The sequence below is a fragment of the Moraxella sp. CTOTU47579 genome (assembly GCF_032004885.1).
Lineage (GTDB): Bacteria > Pseudomonadota > Gammaproteobacteria > Pseudomonadales > Moraxellaceae > Faucicola > Faucicola tetraodonis.
In genome coordinates, this window is record NZ_DALZOJ010000004.1 from 74295 (window position 1) to 97591 (window position 23297).

Annotated in this window: 21 protein-coding genes; 5 read left to right on the top strand and 16 right to left on the bottom strand. The window is 43.8% G+C overall.

What is annotated here, in order from left to right:
• Nucleotides 1-276 precede the first annotated feature (276 nt).
• The 12 genes from RTP55_RS04015 to ychF form a co-directional block, all read right to left on the bottom strand.
• Nucleotides 277-2517, bottom strand: coding sequence for a primosomal protein N' (locus tag RTP55_RS04015; protein WP_312384381.1), 2241 nt, complete (start codon nucleotides 2515-2517; stop codon nucleotides 277-279).
• 148 nt (nucleotides 2518-2665) lie between these two features.
• Nucleotides 2666-3046 carry a Rid family detoxifying hydrolase gene (locus tag RTP55_RS04020; RefSeq protein ID WP_312384383.1) on the bottom strand — a complete coding sequence of 127 codons (381 nt, stop codon included), beginning with the start codon at nucleotides 3044-3046 and terminating at the stop codon, nucleotides 2666-2668.
• Between the two features lie 27 nt (nucleotides 3047-3073).
• Nucleotides 3074-5239, bottom strand: coding sequence for an HD domain-containing protein (locus RTP55_RS04025; protein WP_312384594.1), 2166 nt, complete (start codon nucleotides 5237-5239; stop codon nucleotides 3074-3076).
• A 368-nt stretch (nucleotides 5240-5607) separates the two neighbouring features.
• Nucleotides 5608-5874 (bottom strand): DNA-directed RNA polymerase subunit omega, encoded by a 267-nt coding sequence (rpoZ, locus tag RTP55_RS04030; protein WP_007116517.1) that lies wholly within the window; start codon nucleotides 5872-5874, stop codon nucleotides 5608-5610.
• Nucleotides 5875-5955: 81 nt separating this feature from the next.
• Nucleotides 5956-6390 carry a ClpXP protease specificity-enhancing factor gene (locus tag RTP55_RS04035; protein ID WP_007116516.1) on the bottom strand — a complete coding sequence of 145 codons (435 nt, stop codon included), beginning with the start codon at nucleotides 6388-6390 and terminating at the stop codon, nucleotides 5956-5958.
• 25 nt (nucleotides 6391-6415) lie between these two features.
• The gene (locus tag RTP55_RS04040; RefSeq protein ID WP_312384386.1) at nucleotides 6416-7027 is read right to left on the bottom strand and encodes a glutathione S-transferase N-terminal domain-containing protein; all 612 of its coding nucleotides are present in this window, start codon (nucleotides 7025-7027) and stop codon (nucleotides 6416-6418) included.
• Nucleotides 7028-7175: 148 nt separating this feature from the next.
• Nucleotides 7176-7889, bottom strand: a complete 714-nt coding sequence (locus RTP55_RS04045) for a cytochrome c1 (protein ID WP_007116514.1) — start codon at nucleotides 7887-7889, stop codon at nucleotides 7176-7178.
• Nucleotides 7889-9106 carry a cytochrome b gene (locus RTP55_RS04050; RefSeq protein WP_175405749.1) on the bottom strand — a complete coding sequence of 406 codons (1218 nt, stop codon included), beginning with the start codon at nucleotides 9104-9106 and terminating at the stop codon, nucleotides 7889-7891. Before RTP55_RS04050 ends, RTP55_RS04045 begins: the two co-directional genes overlap by 1 nt.
• 19 nt (nucleotides 9107-9125) lie before the next feature.
• On the bottom strand, nucleotides 9126-9710 hold the full coding sequence (petA, locus tag RTP55_RS04055; protein WP_007116512.1) for a ubiquinol-cytochrome c reductase iron-sulfur subunit: 585 nt from the start codon (nucleotides 9708-9710) through the stop codon (nucleotides 9126-9128).
• Between the two features lie 250 nt (nucleotides 9711-9960).
• The gene (gene rpsI, locus RTP55_RS04060; RefSeq protein ID WP_007116510.1) at nucleotides 9961-10347 is read right to left on the bottom strand and encodes a 30S ribosomal protein S9; all 387 of its coding nucleotides are present in this window, start codon (nucleotides 10345-10347) and stop codon (nucleotides 9961-9963) included.
• A 10-nt stretch (nucleotides 10348-10357) separates the two neighbouring features.
• Nucleotides 10358-10786 carry a 50S ribosomal protein L13 gene (gene rplM, locus RTP55_RS04065; RefSeq protein WP_007116509.1) on the bottom strand — a complete coding sequence of 143 codons (429 nt, stop codon included), beginning with the start codon at nucleotides 10784-10786 and terminating at the stop codon, nucleotides 10358-10360.
• A gap of 192 nt (nucleotides 10787-10978) precedes the next feature.
• Nucleotides 10979-12070 carry a redox-regulated ATPase YchF gene (gene ychF, locus RTP55_RS04070; protein WP_062334373.1) on the bottom strand — a complete coding sequence of 364 codons (1092 nt, stop codon included), beginning with the start codon at nucleotides 12068-12070 and terminating at the stop codon, nucleotides 10979-10981.
• Between the two features lie 347 nt (nucleotides 12071-12417).
• On the opposite strand from ychF, the gene rsmA reads away from it, so the two are divergent.
• Nucleotides 12418-13302 carry a 16S rRNA (adenine(1518)-N(6)/adenine(1519)-N(6))-dimethyltransferase RsmA gene (rsmA, locus tag RTP55_RS04075; RefSeq protein WP_312384391.1) on the top strand — a complete coding sequence of 295 codons (885 nt, stop codon included), beginning with the start codon at nucleotides 12418-12420 and terminating at the stop codon, nucleotides 13300-13302.
• Between the two features lie 48 nt (nucleotides 13303-13350).
• Nucleotides 13351-14181, top strand: a complete 831-nt coding sequence (locus RTP55_RS04080; RefSeq protein WP_096488653.1) for a symmetrical bis(5'-nucleosyl)-tetraphosphatase — start codon at nucleotides 13351-13353, stop codon at nucleotides 14179-14181.
• 27 nt (nucleotides 14182-14208) lie between these two features.
• Here the strand turns inward: RTP55_RS04080 and RTP55_RS04085 are convergent, their stop codons facing one another.
• The 4 genes from RTP55_RS04085 to RTP55_RS04100 form a co-directional block, all read right to left on the bottom strand.
• Complete coding sequence (locus RTP55_RS04085; protein ID WP_312384394.1) at nucleotides 14209-14730, bottom strand: thioesterase family protein; 522 nt, start codon at nucleotides 14728-14730, stop codon at nucleotides 14209-14211.
• A gap of 132 nt (nucleotides 14731-14862) precedes the next feature.
• Nucleotides 14863-16332: a transglycosylase SLT domain-containing protein gene (locus RTP55_RS04090; RefSeq protein WP_312384396.1), complete on the bottom strand. Its 1470-nt coding sequence runs from the start codon at nucleotides 16330-16332 to the stop codon at nucleotides 14863-14865.
• A 667-nt stretch (nucleotides 16333-16999) separates the two neighbouring features.
• Nucleotides 17000-17776, bottom strand: a complete 777-nt coding sequence (locus RTP55_RS04095; RefSeq protein WP_312384397.1) for a Nif3-like dinuclear metal center hexameric protein — start codon at nucleotides 17774-17776, stop codon at nucleotides 17000-17002.
• Nucleotides 17777-17828: 52 nt separating this feature from the next.
• Nucleotides 17829-20216, bottom strand: coding sequence for a site-specific recombinase (locus RTP55_RS04100; protein WP_312384399.1), 2388 nt, complete (start codon nucleotides 20214-20216; stop codon nucleotides 17829-17831).
• A 299-nt stretch (nucleotides 20217-20515) separates the two neighbouring features.
• Between RTP55_RS04100 and RTP55_RS04105 the strand changes: the two genes are divergently transcribed.
• The 3 genes from RTP55_RS04105 to cmk all read left to right on the top strand — a co-directional run bounded on the left by RTP55_RS04105 (nucleotide 20516) and on the right by cmk (nucleotide 23168).
• On the top strand, nucleotides 20516-21679 hold the full coding sequence (locus RTP55_RS04105; RefSeq protein WP_312384400.1) for a DNA polymerase III subunit: 1164 nt from the start codon (nucleotides 20516-20518) through the stop codon (nucleotides 21677-21679).
• 93 nt (nucleotides 21680-21772) lie between these two features.
• The gene (locus RTP55_RS04110; protein WP_065252396.1) at nucleotides 21773-22120 is read left to right on the top strand and encodes a PilZ domain-containing protein; all 348 of its coding nucleotides are present in this window, start codon (nucleotides 21773-21775) and stop codon (nucleotides 22118-22120) included.
• Between the two features lie 298 nt (nucleotides 22121-22418).
• Complete coding sequence (cmk, locus tag RTP55_RS04115) at nucleotides 22419-23168, top strand: (d)CMP kinase (protein ID WP_219330979.1); 750 nt, start codon at nucleotides 22419-22421, stop codon at nucleotides 23166-23168.
• The last annotated feature ends 129 nt before the right edge of the window (nucleotides 23169-23297 follow it).

A 23297-nucleotide genomic window follows, 5' to 3' on the forward strand; every position in this document is an offset into this window, starting at 1 on the left:
GGTGCACATCAGTAGGCTGCTTTGAATCTTGAAGCGGTTTTGGGGTCATTGTTATGTCCTTATGGTGATGATTGTTGCCATGACTATGCGCATTAGGGTGCACATCAGTAGGCTGCTTTGAATCTTGAAGCGGTTTTGGGGTCATTGTTATTTACTTACCCTAATCAATGGCAAAAATTAGCTAAATTGTAGCCCAATCAGCGAGTTGAAAAAAGCCCATTTAAACATCAGTGTGAAATAAGCGCTTTAGCAAAATCAATGGTTTTGCAAGTCAGGTTAAGACCAACTCATCGGATCAATGTCAATCGATAGTCTGGCATACTTTGCCGATGGCAACGCAATCGTCTGTCGCCACCAGTCCGACAATAGCTGCTGGCGAACGTGGCGTGTTTTGGTCAAAATTAATAAATGCGAGTGATAGCGACTGTTTTTCTTTGCCATCGGCGCATCCACCGGGCCATTAATGGCAATGCCCAAGGCTGTCATGTGCTGGCGTGATGGCAACAGCGCCATCGCTTGATGCAAAATTTGCTGATTGTTTTCTAACGATTTGCTTTCCACCCGTACCAAACAAGCGTAAGTAAATGGCGGCAATCCCAACATGCGCCGCTCAGCCAATAATTGCTGGGCAAAACTTAGATATCCTTCACGTACCAAAGTCAGTAACGCCGGATTTTCAGGTTGCAGGGTTTGTATCAGTACCAGACCCGCTTTATCGGCACGACCCGCACGACCTGCCACTTGGATAATCAGCTGGGCGGTATGCTCAGGCGAGCGAAAATCTGAGGATAAAAAACCGCGGTCAGCATTGGGGATTGCTACCAAGGTCACATTGGGGAAATGATGCCCTTTTGCCACCATTTGCGTGCCCACCAAAATGGCTTTGGGATTATCAGCAATACGCTGATACACTTGCTCCCAACTGTTTTTTTTACGCGTGGTATCGCGGTCAATCTGAATCACAGGCACATCGGGGAAAAGCTCAGTTAACCCTTCAACCATCCGCGCAGTACCCATGCCCACAGGGTCAAGATTGCTACTACCACAGCTGGGGCAATGATTTGGGATGGCTTGCTGCCAATCGCAGTGGTGGCATTTTAGCATTGCCACTGGCTGAAAATGCACTGTCAAATGCGCATCACAGCGCGGGCAGTCTGCTTGCCAACCGCAAGCATCACATAATAAGATGGGCGCGTAGCCACGACGGTTTAAAAATACCAATACTTGCTCATCTTTGTCCAGCGTTTGCCGAATGGCTTGGATTAAGCTTTGCGCCAAACCGTTTTGCCATGCCTGTTGGCGCGCATCAATCAGCTGCATAATGGCAGGTTTGGCATCGCCTGCACGCTGGGTCAAAGTAAGCTCGGTGAGTTTACCTTGTTGTACCAAATACAGGCTTTCAAGCGATGGCGTCGCGGTACCCAAAATCACCGGACAATTAAGCTGAAACCCACGATAGAGCGCCACGTCACTGGCGTGATAGCGCAGTGAGTCTTGCTGTTTATAAGATTGGTCATGCGACTCATCGACAATAATCAGCCCTAAATTGGCAAATGGGTATAACACTGACGAACGGGTACCGATAATAATTTGCGCATAGCCCAGTCGGCATTGTTGCCAGCCATCAAGCCGCACGGTGTCATTAAGTCCCGAATGTAACATCAATACTTGGGCGTCAAATCGTTCGGCAAATCGCTGTCTGGTCTGTGGGGTCAGCCCAATTTCTGGCACTAAGATCAGCACTTGTTTGCCTTGCGCCAGTACCGTTTGCATCACTTGCAAATACACTTCGGTCTTGCCACTTCCCGTAATCCCATTGAGCAAAAAACCTTCGTAGTGTGGCTGCTGGCAGGCGCGGGTGATTTTTTGCACCGCTTGTTGTTGCTGCAAATTTAAGGTGAGCGGTGTGGTGGCAAGCTTAGCAAGCTTGGGTAAAGATGGCATTTGATAAACAGGCGCAATCAGACCTTTTTGCTCAAATTTTTTTAAATAAGCGGGCTCGACACCGTTGTCTACCAGCGCAAACTCAGTTACAAGTTTTGTGGCATTGCCATGCGAATTGCGATGTAAATTGCCATGCGAGTTGATGACCAGTTCACATAAAGCAAATTGTTGGCGTTGCTTTTTTGCGCTGGCAGAAAAATCCTCGTCAGTGGCATCACGTAATTGTTGCCAACATAATTGTCGGTAGTCAAGCGTCATCCCTTGACGAATCAAAGTCGGCAGCATGACAGCGAACACATCGCCAAGCGGATAGCAGTAATAAGCAGACAGCCAATAAGCGAGTTTTAGCAACGCCTCATCGACAATCGGCCGCTCATCAAGTATATCCAATACAGGTTTAATGGCATTTTGCGTAAGCTGACTGTGCTCAATATGCGCCACCACAATGCCGACCAATTTGCGCGCACCAAACGGTACTCGGACGCGGCAGCCAATCGCGGGCAACGCATCGCCCACAACGCGATAATCGAACACCGAATCAATGGGCACAGGTAAGGCAACTTGGATTAGCAAAACACACCTTTAAAAATTGTTGTAGGGTTGAATTATAGCCCAATTCTATACGTTAAACTGTGGTCAGATGGACAAAAATTTGACATAAAAAAAGGCAAGTCTGGTAACTCACCTTCCATTTGAGCGGGTTAACATTATAAAACCAAAATCAATCTAAAACCAAAATCGCTTCAATTTCGACCACCGCACCTTTTGGCAAGGCTGCCACTTGCACCGCGGCACGAGCAGGGTAAGGGGCAGACAAACGCGCCGCAAAAATCTCATTTAAGGCAGAAAAATCTGCCAAATCGGTGAGCGAAACATTAAACTTCACCACATTGGCAAGCGAACCACCTGCGGCTTGGCAGATAGCATCGATGTTTGACATGACTTGGTTGGTCTGATTAACAAAGCCATCGGCTAGGGTCATGCTGTTTGGGTCAAGTCCGATTTGACCTGAAATATAGACAGTCTTATCAACTTTCACGGCTTGTGAATAAGTGCCTACCGCAGCAGGCGCATTGTCAGTATGAATGATGTCACGGCTCATATTATTTCCTATTACAGTATGATGGGTTTATAAAATATCTTTATTTTTTGCTGCAGATGTGTTTTGGCTCTGAGAAAGTAGCACTTCGTCATTCCATTGATACAGCCTTACAATATTGGGGTAGCCCAAGAAGGTACGTAGGCGCTGAATTAAGCTTGCAATCTGGTCACGGCTTTGCACCACCACGAACAGCAAGGTGTAGCCATTACGCTGTTCGATATATTCAAAACCCGCCTGAGTATCACGTACAATAAAGATTAAATCACTGATTTGCTCATCGGTCAGGTTTTGATTAATTTTTAGCGCGGCATCAAAATAAATACGCTTGGATATCTCATCCTCACTGTTAGACACTCGCCAATGTAGCGGAATCACTTGGTATTCATTGACACGGCGAATTTCATCAATCGAAAAACATTTATGTCGATGCACCACCAAGCCATTTTTTGAAATATGCCCGACAATCGGGTCGCCATACACAGGATGACAACAGCTGGAAAAATTCATCTCCATATTGGCGGCATCCGCAATCAAGCTTTGCGGTTGGTTAGCGGCATGGGCGCTGGCTTGGTTTTTGGCAAGCTGCTCTTGGGTCAATAAGCGCGAAACGGCAATCTGCGGTAGCAATTTACCTGTGGTAAACTCCGTAAAGAACGCACTTTTATCCTGTAAGCCACGCCAATCAAGTAGCAATTGCCATTGTTCATCACTCACATCAGCGAGTGAAAGATTTTGCGTTTTAAGCGCGCGCTCAAAGGCGGTTTTACCTTCGTGCTCTTTTTGCTCTGGATTTAAGCCTTTTAACCATTCAAACAAGGCACGCCGCGCTTTATTGGTTGCCACAAAACCCAGCCACTCCGCTTTTGGAATCGCATTGGGGTCGGTATGAATTTTGACCCTATTGCCGGTTTTCAAAATCGTACCCAGTTTGGCTTCTACGCCATTGATTTCAGCGCCGGTTGCACGGTTACCGATATGGGTACTGATAGTATAGGCGAAGTCAAGCGCTGTGGAGCCGCGCGGCAACTCATAAGCATCACCGTTTGGGGTATAGCAAATAATTTTACGTTCGTGAAGATAATCAATCAGTTTATCAACCACCGTCACCGCATCAGATGGCTGCTCTTCGATATCGCTTTCATTGTCGGCAATCAAGTTTTGCAGATTGCGTAGAGAGGCCTGAATCACTGACTGGCTAAGCGGCGATGCGGCTTCACCCATCAAAATCCCTAAACGGGTGGTTTTGAGCATGGTTTTAGTCAGAATGACCACTTTGATGGTATCATGGCCGTTTTTATAGGTAATGGTCAGTGATTGGTTGCCCCCCGCACGCGGATGGCGGATATTGTCTTCGATACACTCAGGCGCAATTTGGTATTTATTGATAAAATACTTGGCGATTTGGTCGCAGTCTTCCACTTTATCCATGACCAGCATAAATTCATAATGCCACAGCAAATCGGTGATTTCGCCGCGGTTTTTAAAGAACTGGCGAAACAAAGTCACGCGATTATCGACATCTTTGACATAACCTTTAACATCCAGTCGGCTCAAAACGATATTTAAATAGTTATGAATAGCTTCTTGTTGAAAGGTGCGCCCCAAACCATGCTGCATAAGCTTATCTGATAACTTGTTATACATAGGCGCATTTAGGCTGCGATAACATAAAATCTCGATATAGTCGGCTAAATCATTAAGCCCCAGGGTACGAGCAAACGGCACATAAAAATCCAACGTTTCTTGTGCGGTTGCCTGTTGTTTTTTCTCAGGCACCGCTTCGATGGTGGTCATATTGTGCAGGCGGTCTGCCAATTTGACAATCAACACCCGCGGGTCTTCTAGCGTTGCAGTAATAATGCGATAAAAAGTCGCGGCTTTATTGATGTGTTTTTCATTGGAGGATTTTAATTTGGTAACACCATTGACGATTTGGGCAACTGCCTTGCCAAACTCTCGGGTCAAATCTTCTTCAGTGGTAGGGGTATCTTCAACGGTATCATGCAAAATTGCCGCCACAATGGTATCGACATCCATACGAAAACTACCCAAAATCTCCGCTACCGCCATAGGGTGGGTGATATAAGGCTCGCCAGATTTGCGTTTATCTTTGATATGGGCTTGGTCGCCAAAGGCACAGGCTTTGAGAACAATTTGCTGTTCGGCATCATCCAAATAATCCAATACACGCATTAGGTCAAACTGTGCAATATCCACATCAGGATGGCTTAATTTTGGTAAAGTTGATATATTCAAAAATGTGCCCTCAACGTACGATCGATAGGTTTAACCTGCTAAAAAATTCATATTGTCCTGGTCAGCAGTTAACTCTATCATAAAAAACGGTTGGATAAAAATAGCTGGCATCAAACCAGCTAAAGTTAGTAAAAACGTATTATAAAGATATCTTAATTATTCGCAAAATTACTGCGAATTGTCAAGCTAAGTTACATATAATTCCACGTTTCATTCCACGTTTCATTCAACTAAAAAGTCACCTAAAAAAGGTGACTTTTTATAAAATAATAGTCGCTAACTAGTAACAGTGGCTTAAGCTACCATTAGAATCCATGACCACTTGAAATGCTCAAATCAACATGGTGAAATTTGTTAGGCAATTCGCGCTCAGGTTGATTTAAAATCTCTTTAGTCACAAGGCCCTCAGCGATTTCGCGCAGGGCAAGTACGGTTGGTTTATCATTTTCACGCTCAACCATAGGTTCTGATACACCGCGTGCGATTTGGCGCGCACGTTTACTGGCAATAAGAATCAAATCAAAACGGTTGTGGATATTTTCTAGACAATCTTCTACAGTGACACGTGCCATGACTATGGTTATCCTATTCAAAACTAAAAAAGTAATTGATTATTTTAACAAAATTAAACCCATATTGCCAGTGACAATGCACTAATCCAAGATTTTTAACCCTGCTTTGTTCTCACGTTTTGGACGTTGTGCGTCGGTGGACTCTGCTGGTTGACTGGCATTGATTTCAGATTGCGGGGCATTATCGTATTCCGTTGGGTCAAAGAACATGCCTTGTGAATTTTCTCTGGCATAAATCCCCATCACCGCTTGCATCGGTACCCATAATTCTTGCGAAACACCGCCAAATCGCGCATGAAAATTAATAAAATCATTATTAATGACCAAATTACCTGTGGCACGGCTGGCGATATTAAGTACGATACGACCATCTTGCACATATTCGACAGGCACGGTGACATTGGGCTGCGTCGTATCGACCATAATATGTGGAGTTAGGTTATTGTCTTCAAGCCATTCAAAAATAGCGCGTACCATATAAGGGCGAGTCGGGGTGAGTTGAAAGTCGTTTTCCATGATGATTCTCTTATTTTAATGATTACTATTTTAAACTAGTTTTAAAGGTTGGGCGATTAAACATCCGATCCATATATTGATACAACGGACGGCACAGATGCAGCGGCAATTCAATACCCATGGGTTTTAAGCGATATAAAATCGATGACAAAATGCAATCACATACACCCATAGTATCTGAAAGAAAAAAAGCTTTATGGGCAAACAGCGGCGCTATGGTAACAAGAGATTCAGTCAGTTGCTTTCTTGCAATCTTTGCTTGGTTGACATCTAAGGTATCCTTATGGGTCAATAGCGTATCTGCCAGTTTAATCCAGTCTTTCTCAATGCGCCACCATAATTGACGGTATTGTGCCTTTTCAATCGGATTTTCAGGTAGCAGTTTGTTCTGATGATAGCGCTCTTCAAGGTATTCAAAAATAATGCGATTGTTATATAAAATCAATTCACGATGAATAAATACCGGTAGCGTGTTGTAAGGATTGATATCAGGTAAATCTTCGGCAAAATCCTCATCATCACGAATGTTCGTCTCACTAAATTCTATTTTTTTCTCAAGTAAAACCAGTCTTAATTGGTGACTCAGGTAGCCATCATCGGCATAAATCAACGGGGTGTTCGAAGTAGGGGTCAACATAGTTAAAAATAATAAGCTGTATCAGCGTAAAGGATAAGCCTAGCTTAAAATGACTGAATTAGCAATAACTGTGAAAGTTATCGTACCAATCAAGCAATAGATGCGCATAAAAAAAGGCAGCCTAAGCTACCTTTTCTTATATGAACCCTTATTTAACGTCTTTCCAAAATTCTTTATTGAGTAAGTATACTGGAATTAATAACGCAAGTAAGAATAAGATGACCCAAAAACCATATACTTTACGTTGGTGCGCTTGCGGCTCTGCCATCCACGCCATAAAGTTGACGATATCACCAATATTACGACGATATTCTTCTTTTGAGGTGTTCATTTGCATATCATGAAGGACGAACGGCATGGCAACATTCGGCAGTACGATATTGTTGGCACCCCAAGGACGACTTGGATCTTCATAGAAGGCTAACAAGTACGTATAAACCCAATCATTACCACGTAGACGGGTTTCAAGTGACAAGTCAGGTGGCTGTGCACCAAACCAAGCCTTTTGAAGCTCTGGGTCTACGCCTGCATTGATATGGTCACCGACTTGGTCAGTGGTCAGCATCAAGTATTTTTCCACCAACTCTTTTGGAATGTCCAAGTCTTTATACATTTTTGAGTAGCGAACATATTGCGCTGAGTGACAGCCTGCACAGTAACTCATAAATAATGAGGCACCACGTTGAATAGATGCTTTATTGGTCAAATCTACAGGGGCGGTTTCACAAGCCAAATGCGCTTCTTTACCATCAACTGTTTTGTAAGTGCCACAGCCGCCTTCGCTAGCTTGTGCGGCTGTCGCGCCCAAACCTAGTGCAACTGTCAAACCCAATCCAGCAACTAATTTTTTAACCGCTTTCATTAGTGACCTCCAGTTACACGTTCAGGTGGCTGTTTGCAAGTTTCAATCGATGTATAGATTGGCATTAGCAAGAAAAACAAGAAATACAAAATAGTACAAATACGTGCCACAATCGTTGCGGTATCACTTGATGGAATTACCCCTAAGTAACCTAAGATCAAGAAACTAACAACAAAGATAGCAAGCGCAATTTTTGACAAAATACCTTTATAACGCATTGAACGCACAGGCGATTTGTCTAACCAAGGCAATACAAATAAAATAGCAATTGATGCTGCCATCACAATAACACCCGGCAGGGCTGAACCAAACATAGATGGGGTTGCACGTAACATCGCATAAAAAGGCGTATAGTACCAAACAGGGGCAATGTGAGCAGGTGTCTTAAGTGGGTTTGCTGCTTCAAAGTTTGGTGGCTCAAGGAAGAAACCGCCGCCTTCTGGGAAGAAGAATACCACAGTAAAGAAAATGATAAAGAATACCACGATACCAATCATATCATGTACGGTGTAATATGGGTGGAAAGCCACACCATCAAGGGGTACACCATTTTTATCTTTAAGTTTTTTGATATCGATACCATCTGGGTTATTAGAACCAACATGGTGCAATGCTACCAAGTGAACAAATACCAGACCCACTAAAATCAAAGGAATCGCAACAACGTGCAAGGCGAAGAAACGGTTTAAGGTAATACCAGAGATGATATAGTCACCTTTTACCCATTCTCCCAATGCATCACCAATAAATGGAATCGCTGCTGGTAGGTTTAAAATAACCTGGGCACCCCAGAAAGACATATTACCCCAAGGTAATAAGTAACCGAAGAAACCTTCTGCCATTAAGCACAGATAGATACCCATACCGATGAGCCAAACCAGTTCACGGGGTTTTTGGTATGAACCATACAACAAGCCACGGAACATATGCAGATACACGACCACGAAAAATGCCGAAGCACCAGTTGAGTGCATATAACGGATTAACCAACCACCTTGTACATCACGCATAATGTATTCTACAGAAGCAAATGCGCCTTCTGCACTTGGGTTGAACATCATGGTTAGCCAAATACCCGTCACTAACTGATTGACCAATACCACCATAGATAACACGCCAAAGAAGTACCAAAAGTTGAAATTCTTTGGTGCGTAATACTTTGACATATGGTATTCATAAGTTTCTGTCGCTGGAAAGCGCGCATCCACCCAATGCATAAATTTCTTTGCACTCATATTATGCCCCCACCGTTAAGATAGTACCGCTGATGCTATACTCAGGAACTGGCAAATTACGAGGCGCAGGTTGACCCTTAAAAACACGTCCAGCTAAGTCATACTTTGAACCGTGACAGGGGCATAAAAATCCGCCAACCCAACTGCTGCCACCCAAATCTGCTGCGCCGACATCAGGACGATAACCTGGTGCACAACCTAAGTGAGTACAAACCCCTTCACACACTAGAACTTCACTATTGTCTTTTGAGCGGCTATTATTTTTGCAGTAGTCAGGTTGTAATGAACCTTCTGATTTTGGATCGGCAAGTGATGATTCTACTTTTGATAAATTATCCATCATCTCTTTGGTACGTTTGACAAGATAAATTGGTTTACCACGATATTTGATAACAATCATTTGTCCTGCTTCGAGTTTGCTTAGGTCTTGGCTAACAGGTGCGCCCGCAGCTTCTGCTTTTGCACTTGGATACCATGAACGCACAAACGGCGTAGCAATAGCAGCGACACCGACTGCGCCCATAGCGGCAGTGGATGCGATTAAAACTCTTCGACGCTTAACGTCGACGCCTTCGGCATGGCTCATTAAGAACTCCTCCAGATTAATGAAGTGGGTAACCATATTCCCACACTGGGTTTGTGGCTATTGTAAATCAGTTGTTACAGAATTGCCACCTTAGCTGTGCCTAAATTACGCTAATTTTGCTATTTTATGCTATTTTTGCAATAAAATAAATTACCTAAGGTAAATAAAAAAGACCCTTGCAGTAAACAAGAGTCTTTTTTGTAAACGCCAAAAAACGCGGTCGATACGAGAATTTCGACCACGAAAAATATTAACGTTTTGAGAATTGGGGACGTTTACGTGCTTTACGTAAGCCCAATTTTTTACGTTCAACTTCACGCGCGTCACGAGTCACAAAGCCCGCTTCTTTAAGCGCTGGTTTTAAAGTTTCATCTGACTCGATCAATGCACGGGTAATACCGTGGCGAATCGCGCCTGCTTGACCATTGATACCGCCACCTTTTACAGTCACATAGATATCATATTTGCTAGCAGCATCTAGTAATTCTAAAGGTTGACGTACAACCATTACTGATGTTTCGCGACCAAAGTATTGATCAAGTGGTTTACCGTTGACGACGATGTTACCTGTACCCGCAGATAAGAACACACGAGCTGTTGAAGTTTTACGACGACCTGTACCGTAATTGCGTTCCATGTGTTACTCCTTAGATATCTAATACTTGAGGTTGTTGAGCAGTATGAGGATGCTCAGTACCTGAGTAAACTTTTAACTTTTTAATCATCGCATAGCCCAATGGACCTTTTGGCAACATACCTTTAACGGCTTTGTTAAGTACGTCAGCAGGTTTGTGTGCGATAAGTTTAGTAAAGTTAGTCTCTCTGATACCACCTGGGTAACCGGTGTGACGGTAGTATTTTTTGTCTTGCGCTTTTTTACCAGTCACGGCAACTTTCTCAGCATTAATCACAACGATATAATCGCCTGTGTCAACGTGAGGGGTGTAAGAAGGCTTATGCTTGCCACGTAAGCGTGATGCGATTTCGCTCGCCAAGCGACCTAATGTTTTACCTTCAGCGTCGACGATGTACCAATCGTGTGTCACTTCATGTGGTTTAGCACTGATAGTTTTCATGTTTAAAAACCTTTTTGAGTTAATAGTTGAGAGTGAGTGTCTGGGAAACGAGGGCTCTCAAAATTACGAACGCATATTATAGGGATTAAGATAGTGACTTGCAATACAAGTCAAGCATTTTTAAAAAATAAACTTGCAAAAAATAGGCAACTAAAATTGCCTATTTATATCAATCGGCGTATGCGTGCACAATCAGACATTAAATCTAAAGTGCATGACATCGCCATCTTGCACGATGTAGGTTTTACCTTCAAGGCGAGATTTACCGGCCGCTGCCGCGCCTTTTTCACCGTTATATTCAATAAAATCATCAAACGCAATCACTTCGGCACGGATAAAACCACGCTCAAAGTCAGTATGAATCACGCCTGCTGCTTCTGGTGCGGTGGCACCCACTTTGACCGTCCAAGCGCGCACTTCTTTGACCCCTGCGGTAAAATACGTTTGCATATTAAGCAGCTCGTAGCCTGCGCGAATCACCCGATCAAGCCCTGCTTCAGTCATACCCATACTTTCTAAAAACTCTTGTTTTTCATCGTCATCCAGCTGGGCGATTTCAGATTCGATTTGGTTGCATAGCGCGACCACCAACGCATCATCTTTTGCCGCAAACTCACGTACTTGGTCAAGATAAGGATTGTTGTCAAAGCCATCCTCGCTCACGTTAGCAATATACATGGTGGGTTTTAGGGTGATTAAACCATAGCTGCGGATGATTTTTTTCTCATCCTCATCCAGATTTGCCATGCGCGCAGGCTTACCATCGGCTAAAAATGGCTCAATTTTGTTAAACACATCCAGCATGGCTTTGGCGTCTTTATCACCGCCTTTGGCTTTTTTACCGACATTGATAATCGCACGGCTGACGGCTTCAAGGTCAGCTAGGGCAAGTTCGGTGTTGATGGTTTCGATATCGGATAATGGGTTGACGCGTCCATCAACGTGAATCACGTTGTCATCATCAAAGCAGCGCACCACATGGGCAATCGCATCGGTTTCACGGATATTGGCTAAGAACTGATTACCCATACCTTCGCCTTTGGATGCGCCTGCCACCAGACCGGCAATATCCACAAATTCCATTGAGGTGGGCACAACGCGCTCAGGTTTGACGATATCGGCAAGTTGTTTGAGACGTGGGTCGGGTACAGGCACAATCCCAGTATTGGGATCTTTGGTACAAAACGGGAAGTTTTCTGCCGCAATCCCAGCTTTGGTCAATGCGTTAAACAGGGTTGATTTACCAACATTTGGCAGTCCGACGATACCACAATTAAAGCCCATACAATGCTCACTAAATAAAGGGTTAGTTAAATTTGTTGCATTATAACAACTTAGTCATCAGAATTCGACAGGCGATTGACCTATCAAAAAATAGACCCATCAAAAATTTGTAGCATGACATGAACTACAAAAATTCAAATTGAGCGATTGGGCAGATTGTTGTCATGCTGTTGCAAAGCTATTGCTATCCTATTGCCATAGTCTAGAGTTGTCATGAAATTGTCATAATGGAGCGTCAAGCTATGCTATAATGAGCAGTTTAATAGTGATTTGTGTCTGATGACGGTGAGGGTTATCGTATACTGCACAACATTGATAATTATTTCATTTTTATAGGAATGTTTTGAGTGACGGTCTCTGCTTTTTTATCCCATCAGCCTAGAAAACGTTTTGGGCAAAATTTTTTACACGATCAAGTGATTATTGGGAGAATTATTGACAGTATTCATGCAGGTCGCGATGATTTGATGGTTGAAATTGGTCCAGGCATGGGCGCGATTACTGAGCCGCTACTCAAGGAAGTCAATCGCTTGACCGTTGTCGAGCTTGATACCGATTTGGCAGACAGCTTGCGCATTCGTATTGGCGCCAATAGCCATGATGGCTTAACCATTGTCAAAGCCAATGCCATGGAAGTGGATTACCGTGCGCTGTTCCAACAAGTCATTGGCGATAACCCTAATGCTACCACCGACAAGAAAATGCGCATTGTCGGTAACTTGCCATACAATATTTCTACGCCGTTATTGTTTCATTTACTAAGTTTTGCCGATGTCATTGAAGACATGCATTTTATGCTACAAAAGGAAGTGGTGGATCGCATCACCGCAGCGGTGGATAGCCGAGAATATGGTCGCTTATCCATCATGATGCAGTATTATTGTGAAACTGATTATTTACTGACGGTGCCAAATGGGGCATTTAACCCCCCACCCAAAGTGACGAGTGCGGTATTTCGACTCAGACCTTATCAACAAAAACCGATTGTGGCTGACGATGAAAAGCTGTTTGCCCTTGTGGTGCGTGAGGCATTTAATCATCGCCGTAAAACACTGCGCGCGATTTTTAAAAAATCGCCGATTTTGCCTGCGGTCACAGAACCCCAGCTTGTGGCATGGGGGCTTAATCCACTGGCGCGTCCTGAAACGTTATCAGTACAAGATTTTGTGACCTTGTCTAATGGCATCGCGGCTAATGGTATAGCGGCAAACAGCATCGCGGCAAATGGTTAATTTTTTTGTAGCTGTTTAAAATTTTACTTTGAAGATATATGAGGTGTTATGGGTTTTCGACATCAATTTGTCATTGGCGATATTCAAGGCTGTTATGCCGATTTGCAGGCACTGCTCAAGCAAATTGGGTTTGATGAACAGCAAGATAAATTATGGTTTGTTGGCGATATCGTGGCACGCGGTGAAGACTCGCTGAGCGCGCTGCGTCTGGTAAAACGTCTTTGCCAAGCTGGTGCTGCCGAAATGGTGTTGGGCAATCATGATATTAACTTGATCGCGGTATGGCGTGGTGTCATAAAGATCAAAAAAAAGGATAGAACACAAGCGATTTTTGACGCCCCAGATTGTGATGAATTACTCAACTGGCTTCGTCGCCAGCCGCTGCTTGTCTATCCCAATGATAAAACCGTGATGGTGCATGCAGGCATCCCGCCAAACTGGAGTATCACCCAAGCAGCCATGCATGCGTCAGAATTGCAAACTCAGCTACGAAGTAGCTTATGGCAACTCGATAGACTGCTGCCAAACCTGTATAGCGATACCGCTGTTCCTTGGTCAAATATGCTGACAGGCTACGCGCGTATGCGGGCGATTTGCAATTATTTTACCCGTATGCGCCTTTGTCAAATGGACGGCACGCTAGAGTTTAGCTTTAAATCCAGTTTGGATGATAAAATGCCAGAGGGGTTTCGTCCATGGTTTGAATGGCAAGTGCCGCGCGAACGTAAAATCTTATTTGGTCACTGGGCGGCGCTAAAAGCCAAAGTCGATTTGGCAAATGCCAGAGCCACGGATGCAGGGTGTGTGTGGGGCGGCAGTATGATGGCATACCGCCTAGAAGATGAGCAAGTTACCTGTCAAACTTGTAAAGCAAAATAACCTTTGTAAGACAGGACAATCATACATTTACTGAGCGAGCTGCAGCAGCTGCACAAACGCTTTGGGCAAACGGGTAGGGCGAACTTGGGTTTGCCCTTTTTCATCTTTACTAGTAGCCACGCATACAATACTTATCTCGGCTTGGCTTAAAAGCTGTTGGTGGCTATCATAAATCCGTTGCTCAAGCTGTAATGATGCAGATTTGCAGTCTGCCGTCTCAATCACAACGGTGACTTCGCTATCAAGCAGAATCGGACGCAAATAGCGGATGTTGGCTTGGCTCACTACAAATTGGATATCAGGTTTGCCACTATCGCTATGGTGAGTAACGTCTTGACTCACAGCGTCGGCTGAATGCGCTTGATAAAAATAACTGGTCATACCCAATTCCCGTAACCAATCACGACGACAACGCTCAAACAGCTTTAAATGATTGGCGTGATATACAATCCCGCCTGCATCGGTATCTTCTAAATAAATACGGTATTGGGTGGCATAAACAGGCTGAGTGCTTGATTGAGTGAGGGGCTGATTCTGAAGCTGGGTCACGTGCTATCCTTAGATTAATAATATTAACAATAAATTCAGTAATTTTTAAAAACGACAAAGTGATAGCATAAAAAAAAGAATGGCGTTAAACCATTCTTTTTTGAAAATGTTTAGTTTTTATACGCAAAACCATCAAGTCAATTGACGATTATTGACTTTATCTAATTTTAACGCCTCCAAATAACTGCGGATATGGGTGACGTAATCTAAGCACTGCACATAACGGCTATTGCTTTGACTATTAACTTTTAAATACTGATACACGGCTGCCCAATTGTTGCCATCAATACCGCGCTTTTCCAAAATCTGCTGGATATCTTTAATCGCTTGTGGACCCATATTGTATGCCGCTAGGGTAAACCATACTCGATCCGATGCTGGCACTTGGGCAAATTCATGTTGCAGCTGACTTAGATACTTAGCGCCCCCTTGGATACTCTGGGTCGGGTCAGTCCGATTATCAACGCCCATCGCATTTGCAGTGGCATTGGTCAACATCATGATACCGCGCACACCCGTTGGCGAAGTGGCTTCTGCATCCAGATGCGATTCTTGGTACCCCATTGCCACAAGCAGTTGCCAATCAAGACGGTATTTGTTTGCTGTCTGCTTAAAAGATGGTTCATAAATGGGCAACACGCGTGTCATGGTATCGGCAAAATGTTGTTGATTAAACGGCTCTGCCAATGGTGTTTGACTATAAAACGCGGCTAAATGTTGATTACGGGTGAGCGATTGACCGCCACAAAGGAAGTTTTTTACATCGTCGTTGAGTTTGACATCATTGGGGTTTAGCTGTATGGCAACATGTTCGTTGAGACCCTGCTTTGATAAATAATCTTTGTCACAGCTTAGACTCAGCGATGATAACGCAGTGGCGGTGGCGTTTTGGTGATCCGACACATTGGTTAAGGCGACATCGGCTTTGCCTGTTTTGACAGCCGCCATCGCGTCCGCATCAGTGGCAAATACTTGTGTGCTTAGGGTGACATCCAATCGCTTGGCATAATGGCGCATGACATCATAGCCAAAGCCGTGCTCAAAACCATCTTGAGCAAAATAAGTAGTATTACCATTGACGGTGGCAATACGCAGCTGCTTTTGAGATAGGATACTATCAAAGGTCGCCATTTTTGGTGCTGCAACCACGCTAGTAGGTGAGGCAAAGGTATTAGGATTGCCATTGTCGACTTTGTCAGTAACGCCCATCTGGGTGGCAACATAAGCTAAGGGCAAACCAATCCCCATCACAACTACCAGCTTTTTACTGGCGCCCAACCATTTTAACGGCTTGATAAAGCGCCCAATGAGACTAGTGGACGGATTAGCCAGTTGCGCCAAATCTTGCACATGGCTAGGCACCGCTGGCACACGCGACTGGGTAGTTTTTGGCGACATCACCCCACCCAAACAAGGCTTGAATTGAATCGGGAAGAATTGCAAGCGTTTAAATTGGGTCGCGTATTTACTAAAGCGTAATAAAGGGTGTTGAAACGGGTATAAAGTTAAAGGGCTTAAAAATGCTTTGACCGACATCGAAATCGAGGCAGGATAGGTCAAAGCCAAATCATCACAATACTCAAATGATGAGTTTAGCGGCATGTGTCACTCCACGGTGCACATACGTTAGATACGTTAAATTAATAAAAAACAACTATGCCAAATGAAAACATTTTATGAAACTAAGAACCGAATCGATAGTTAAACCTAGTACCCATCAAACTAAGCACCAGTTAAACCTAGTACTAGTCAAAATAAGCACCAGTCAGACAAGCCAAATAAGTACATGGCTTCCAACTATCTAACTCTATCCTAAATCTTAACAAAAAAGCTTCCATCCAAAATAGGTCGTTATTAACTTAACGCTAAAAAAAGAGCCAAACAGGTTGGCTCCCCTTATACCTAGGACGGTGATAATTCCCTATCCATCGTAGAGAACTATCGAAATAAATAATAATCAATTAAAAACCGTAAGACGGTTAAAATTTTTGTAAGTACTGGCAAATTAAAAATTGTTTAATAAGCCCAAGCGCTTACCTAAAGAATTTAACGTAGGTTAACGTATGGCACGCATAAAATAAATAAACAATAACAATATTTACTGCATGGCAATACAGTTAGTTATATAAAACAATGGGGGTATTGTATTGAAATTAAAGTTACGCGTCATGTTTTTGAACGTAACGAAAGGCAAATTTATGATAAAAAGCGTAAAAAACCCGCTAAAATGCAATTAACGGGTAATAATTAGTCAATAAACTGCCCAATTTTACACGGGATTATCGATATCGAAAAAATCAACGGCTAAGGCAAGATTTTCTTTGACATAATTCCCCAATGCCAGCACACCACCTCGCTCAGTGGCATGATGTCCACAAGCAAAATAATCAATACCTAGCTCACGGGCTATGTGAGTGGTTCGCTCTGACACTTCACCGGAGATATAGGCTTGACAACCCATTTGTGCCGCTTGCTCAATCATATCCTGTGCGCCACCCGTACACAGACCGATGCGCGAAATTGCTTGATTACCCCCGGATAAATGTAGGGGCGGACGGCTTAAGGTAGACGATAGTTTGTTGGTGAGAGCTGCAATCGACAACGGCGCTGCTAAATCCACGATATTACCTATCGGGTGTTTTTCGTCAGGGTATAGTGGCGACAAATCAGTCCAGCCCAGCGCTCGCGCTAATTGGGCGTTATTGCCCAATTGGGGATGGGCGTCTAACGGTAAGTGATAAGCCAGTAAGGAAATACCATGTTGCATCAACAAACGAATACGCTTGCCTTTCATGCCAATTAACGGCGCAGGTTCCCCTTTCCAAAAATAGCCATGATGCACCAAAATCGCTTGGGCGTTGTGCGCAATCGCTTGTTCAATCAATGCCTCAGAGGCTGTGACACCGGTGAGGATGTGCTGTATCGGCTGTCCACCATCTACTTGCAGACCATTGGGGCAATAATCTTGGAATTCATTAATTTTTAATAGCTCATTTAACCGATGAGCCAATTGAATCGGACTTATTGAGGTCGCAGGTTGGTTCATTGTAGTTTCCAAAAAAGTCATCATATTTCTATCGTGTTCAGTGTTTCATCGGTTATTTAGGTAGCTTACTTGCCGTGTCATTTGGGGTGATATTATCGACCGCCTTTTGCACCACTTTTTCTTTAATTGCCTGTTTTTTCTCTGCAATTTCTTCATCGGTCAGTTTTTCCGTATGACTGATATTGTCGATATGGGGCGTAGTAGCATGCGGATGTTCTTCTGGCTGTGATGTCAGGGCAGTTTTATGTCCCTTGTTATTTTTACCATCGTTTGCAATCGGTTTATCATCATAGATAATATTACCATCGCTATCGATGAGCGCATAGTTCATCGGATGTTTACGCGGGATAAAAAAGTCAGAGGGTTGGGTCATCAAATGCGAAGCGACCAATTCAAATAAGAATTTCCACTCAAAGACTTTCACATTACGAGCGCGTAGGGCGGTCATTAAGGCGAGTGAAAAACTCACCAACAAGTTAATCATACCGATGACCATCACTCCAAATAGGCTAACCAAAATAATACCGATTTCTGGAAACTCGCCCGTGTTGGCATAAATGTTAAAAATCCCGTGAATAAAGTTGGCAGACGCAAAGGCAATGTGGCGAATATCGAGCGGTAAGCCAAAAATATAACCGATGGTCGCCGTACTACCCAAAAAGCAACCGAATAAAAAGTTACTCATAATCGCACCCAGATTGCGCTCGATAAAATCGCTAAAACGCAATAACGTCACAGGTCTCATTATCCGTTTGAGAGTAGGATGGTTGCGGATACGCTCACCAATTTTGTTGTGTACCGCAAGATTATCGTAATAGCCTGCAATCAATCCCGAAATATACAAATACACCCCAGCAATCGCGGCATGAAAGATAGCAAGCGAGGTAAACGGGTTGAGATCATGCAGCAAGTGCTCTGCGCTAGCTTCCGATGTTAACGGACGACCCAGCCCATACAGCCACATGGATGAAATCAGTAGCGCAATCGGCATTGCAATTGAAATATTACCCATAATGGCAATAAATTGGGTGCGCATGATATCAACGACCAATTCGGTCAGCTTGGTAAATTGCGCCGCTTTGCGCCCTTTTACCTCTGAGATGGTTGAAGCAATGGCGGCAGCTGTCATGGCAGGCTGTTTGGTCGCCACTGTGCCGCCAATGATATGAATTGCCACAAAGCCAAGACCATAAATCATACTGTTTAAAAAAGCCACGCCAAACGGTGCCAAGGGTAGGGTTTTCCCTAGGATTTTAAGGGTCGCCATACAGCCGATGAGTAAACCACCCAATGCCGCTTTTTTATACATACGGCGATAACCCGCTTTATCGGTACTGATATAATGCTCGCCGACCTTACTGGCAGTCTCAGTCACACGGCGAGACAACAGCGCGGTATTGATGCCAAATAAATATCTAAAACTACTGCGGTGGTATGAATCTTCATACAATGTATTAATAAGCTCTATGATGGTTTTTTTCTTGATATGATCGTTGTCAGATAGTAGTGACACCAACAATTCAAGACGCTGCAGGCTTTGCTCAAGGCGCACCAACATATTGGTGGTACGCACAGTAATACCCGTTCGATGAATACGGCGACGGATGTTTTGCATAATAGTGCGGGCTTGGTCGGTCAACACTAAAATTTGACTGCTATCCACCTCAGGCTGGGGCATCGCTTGTTCATCCCCTGGCTGCATGCTGAGCTGGTATTGACTGACAAATTCAGCGACTTCGCGATTCAGCGCAATGAAAGTATCTTGGTTGTCAATCGGATTGGGAAATGCCTTTATTAAATCGGCATTGAGCCCGATGCCGTTGATACGCGCCGTTAAAATAGTAATGGCTTTGAGCACATTGGCTTCAAGCGCTTGCACTAACGCTTCTTTACCTGCAGGTACTTTAAGGATGAGTATCAGTTCAATCCACCAACGCTCATGGATTAAGCGCACCCAGTAGCGGGTTTTTGGTGTGGCAAAAAACGCATTAAATAGCGCAATCAAATCGCGGTCATCAGGTACGGAGGGTAATAGCTTTTCACCGACCAAGTCAAAAAATTGTGAAGTAAAGCCAGCATCTGACAAGATACCCAAATCCGTGTATAGCGACACCTGACGATAACGATTAATCAAGGTAAGCATAAACACACAAAACCCTTCTGCCCACACACGATTGCCGCGTAGTAGCCGAACAAATAGCGCCATCTGCTCATTGGCGGTTGTAGCATCATCTGCACGGTTGCGCAGGGTATCTAGCAGTTGTTTAAATAGGGTAACTTGCGGAAAATCACGCAGCGCATTGATTTCGTTTAAAATAGTAGTTAAACGCGCTTCTAAGGTTGGCATCACCTTTAATTGGTCTGCCATATCCGCCGCATCATAATGATGTTGGTCATTGAGTAACGTATCTTGATTATTAGGTTGCGATAAATTCGTCAAACTAACCTCGAAGTAAACAGAAAATTGAATCGTTTTTTTAAATAGGGTGAATCACAACTATAAGAAAAAGTACGAAAATAGATATCTTAAGATGAAAATTTAATCGACTCATCAAAAAAAATCCATCATTTATTTGCAACAAAAATCTTATGGGCCAAGGTTTAAAGACAGTAAGGGATAAAATAACCCGACGTGTTACCGCATTCATGTCTTCAAGAAAACAACCTGACCGATTATCCTAATTGATTATCTAGCTGCAGCGATTATACTATGGTTACTCTGTTGACTGATTTTTTTCTATGGCATCGACTATCACCTCTCAATCAAAAAGCCCCAAACAACCCAATGTCGAATCAACACCCAATGAAGTAACCCAATACTACTATCCAGATCCCGTGAGCCAACAGGTGATACAGCAGTGGCTGTTTATGGATTTATTGCCGTGGCAACAGCCAACTTGGCAGTATTTGACCACCCACCTACATGCCTTGCCGCACGCAATGTTGTTTGCAGGCAATGCAGGGACGGGGAAACGCGCCTTTGTTTATCGGTTTGTCGCATGGGCTTTGTGTGAGAATCAACGGGACAATGAACAAGGTGTCACAACTGCCTGTGGGCAATGCCAAAGTTGCCAATGGCTGATCGCCAATACCCACCCCGATCTTTATCAAATTCCCACACCCACCGTGGCGCGTGACGCGTCGCCTAAACCTAAAGCAAACAACGCCCTCGTGGCGCAAGCCCCAACCCATCAGTCAGGTTATAGCATCAAGATTGACGAAATTCGGGAATTACAGCCTTTTGTCACGCAATCGAGTGGCGGATTAAGAATTGTGGTTATTCACCAAGCGGATGCGATGACCCTAGCAGCCAGTAACGCGCTTCTTAAGACCTTAGAAGAGCCTGCCGAAAATGTGTTGATGCTGTTAATTAGCGATAGCCCTTCGCAGCTCCTCCCAACGATTCGCTCGCGGCTACAGGCATTTTCGGTGAGTCATGTGACCCCCGATCAGTCAATGCAAGCGATGCAGCAGTTATTGCCAAATACCGATACTGCGACGCTACAACAAGTGAGTGAATTGTCTGGTTATGCGCCTTTTTTAGCACTACAAATGTTAAACAGCGAATGGTATCAACACCGCCAAACTTGGATAAACAGCTTTCAAGCGGTTCGTAGTGGGCAACGTATGCCTGTACAAGCCAGCAACTATTGGCAAAAAACGCTGACATTGACGGACTTTTTATACTTGTCGCAAGCCTTATTAGTACCATTGGGGCAATTTGCCGTCGGTATCTCAGCGTCATCCAATGACTTGGATTTTGGCAAGCTGCAGCCACCACCTACATTAAAGCAAATTAGCCAGTTACAACAGGTCATCGATCAAATCTGGCAAGATAGACAACAACATATTCAAGATAAGTTATGCTATGATAAAATTTTTAGCACCATGCTTGATTGCTAATTTATTTAATTATCTATATTACCCAATTATCTATATTATTTATCATTCACCATGCGTTGGTAACCCCATGCGTTAGTAAAAGGAACAGTGATTATGGCAATGCCATCTCGTGGCGGTATCACCACCATTAACTATGATACGATCGAAAAATTGTATGCTAGCTATCTGCCTTTTATTGAAAACGGTGCGTTATTTATTCCTACAAACCAACAGCAACAACTAGGCAGTCAAACCTTTGTGGCAATTACTTTGCCAAATTCGAGTGAGAGAATGCCGCTACATGGTAAAGTGGTGTGGGTCAACCACCGCGCACAAGCACAGCGCCCCGCAGGCTATGCGTTACAGCTTGGCAAAGATGAAGCAGGTTTACGCATCAAAAATGAAGTCGACCGCCTGTTAGCGGGTCATATCAACTCAGATAAACCCACCTTTACGCTATAAATTTTGGAAATTCTGAAAGCTCTGGCAGTTTTAGTCGGTGATCGTTAAAAGCCAGCGATTGTTAAAGGTGAGCTTATGCTTAATCCTTTAAGTCGATAGCTTTTTTTCTTCTATCGCACAATGGTTAATCATTACTCTGCGTATCGGTGCATTTCTCATTTTTTGCGCCTTTTTTATGCATTTTTCTATTGGTAAAAAATGAGACGCAATTTAGTCAATCCTTGTGTCAAATTACTTGTATAAAATAGCTTTCAGGCGTAAAATATACGACTATTTTTGCTTTGTTTATAAAAATGGCATGTCACAAACTTTAACGCAACCGTCTTTTGATCTAACCGCAAGCCTGCCCGTCATCACCATTGATGGCTCAAGTGGTGCAGGTAAAGGCACATTGACGGCAAGACTGGCAAAGCTGCTGGATTATCAAATTTTGGATTCAGGGGCGGTGTATCGGATTGTGGGTCTTGCAGCCCACCAAGCGGGTTTGTTAACGGACAACATTGATGAAACTGCGTTAGCTGATTTAACCCAATCGTTGAAAATTGAGTTTGCAGCCGCAAAAGCGGATTCTGAGCATGTGACAGTGCTCGTGAATGCCAACGATGTGAGCGAAGTGATTCGCACCGAAGAAGTGGGGAACTTTGCGTCAAAAGTCGCGGTATTCCCGAAGGTGCGTCAAGCGCTATTAGAGTTACAAAAAAATATGGCAACGTCGCAAGGCAACCCAAAAAAGGGCTTGATTGCAGACGGGCGTGATATGGGAACAGTGGTTTTCCCCGATGCGCCGCTGAAAGTTTATTTGATCGCATCCTCTGAGGCACGAGCCGCGCGCCGTGTCAGTCAGTTGACCAACGCTGGCAAACAGGCAGATTTTGACGAAATTTTGGCACAAATTATTGCGCGTGATGAGCGTGATAGTACACGCAGTGCCTCACCGGCTAAGGCTGCCGATGATGCGATAGTGATTGATAGCTCAGCCATCGATGCTGAGCAAGTGTTTAACCAAGTTTGGCAACTATGTGTTGAGCGCGGTTTGACAATTAACTAACTATTTTTTAACTAACAGTTTTTAAAAGTTTTATCGATTTTTTATAGGCACTAAAACCAGCCTTATGTTTATAAAAAATCTTAATTTGAACCGTACTGTGCTGGACAGGCTACGGCTATACAAAGGTAA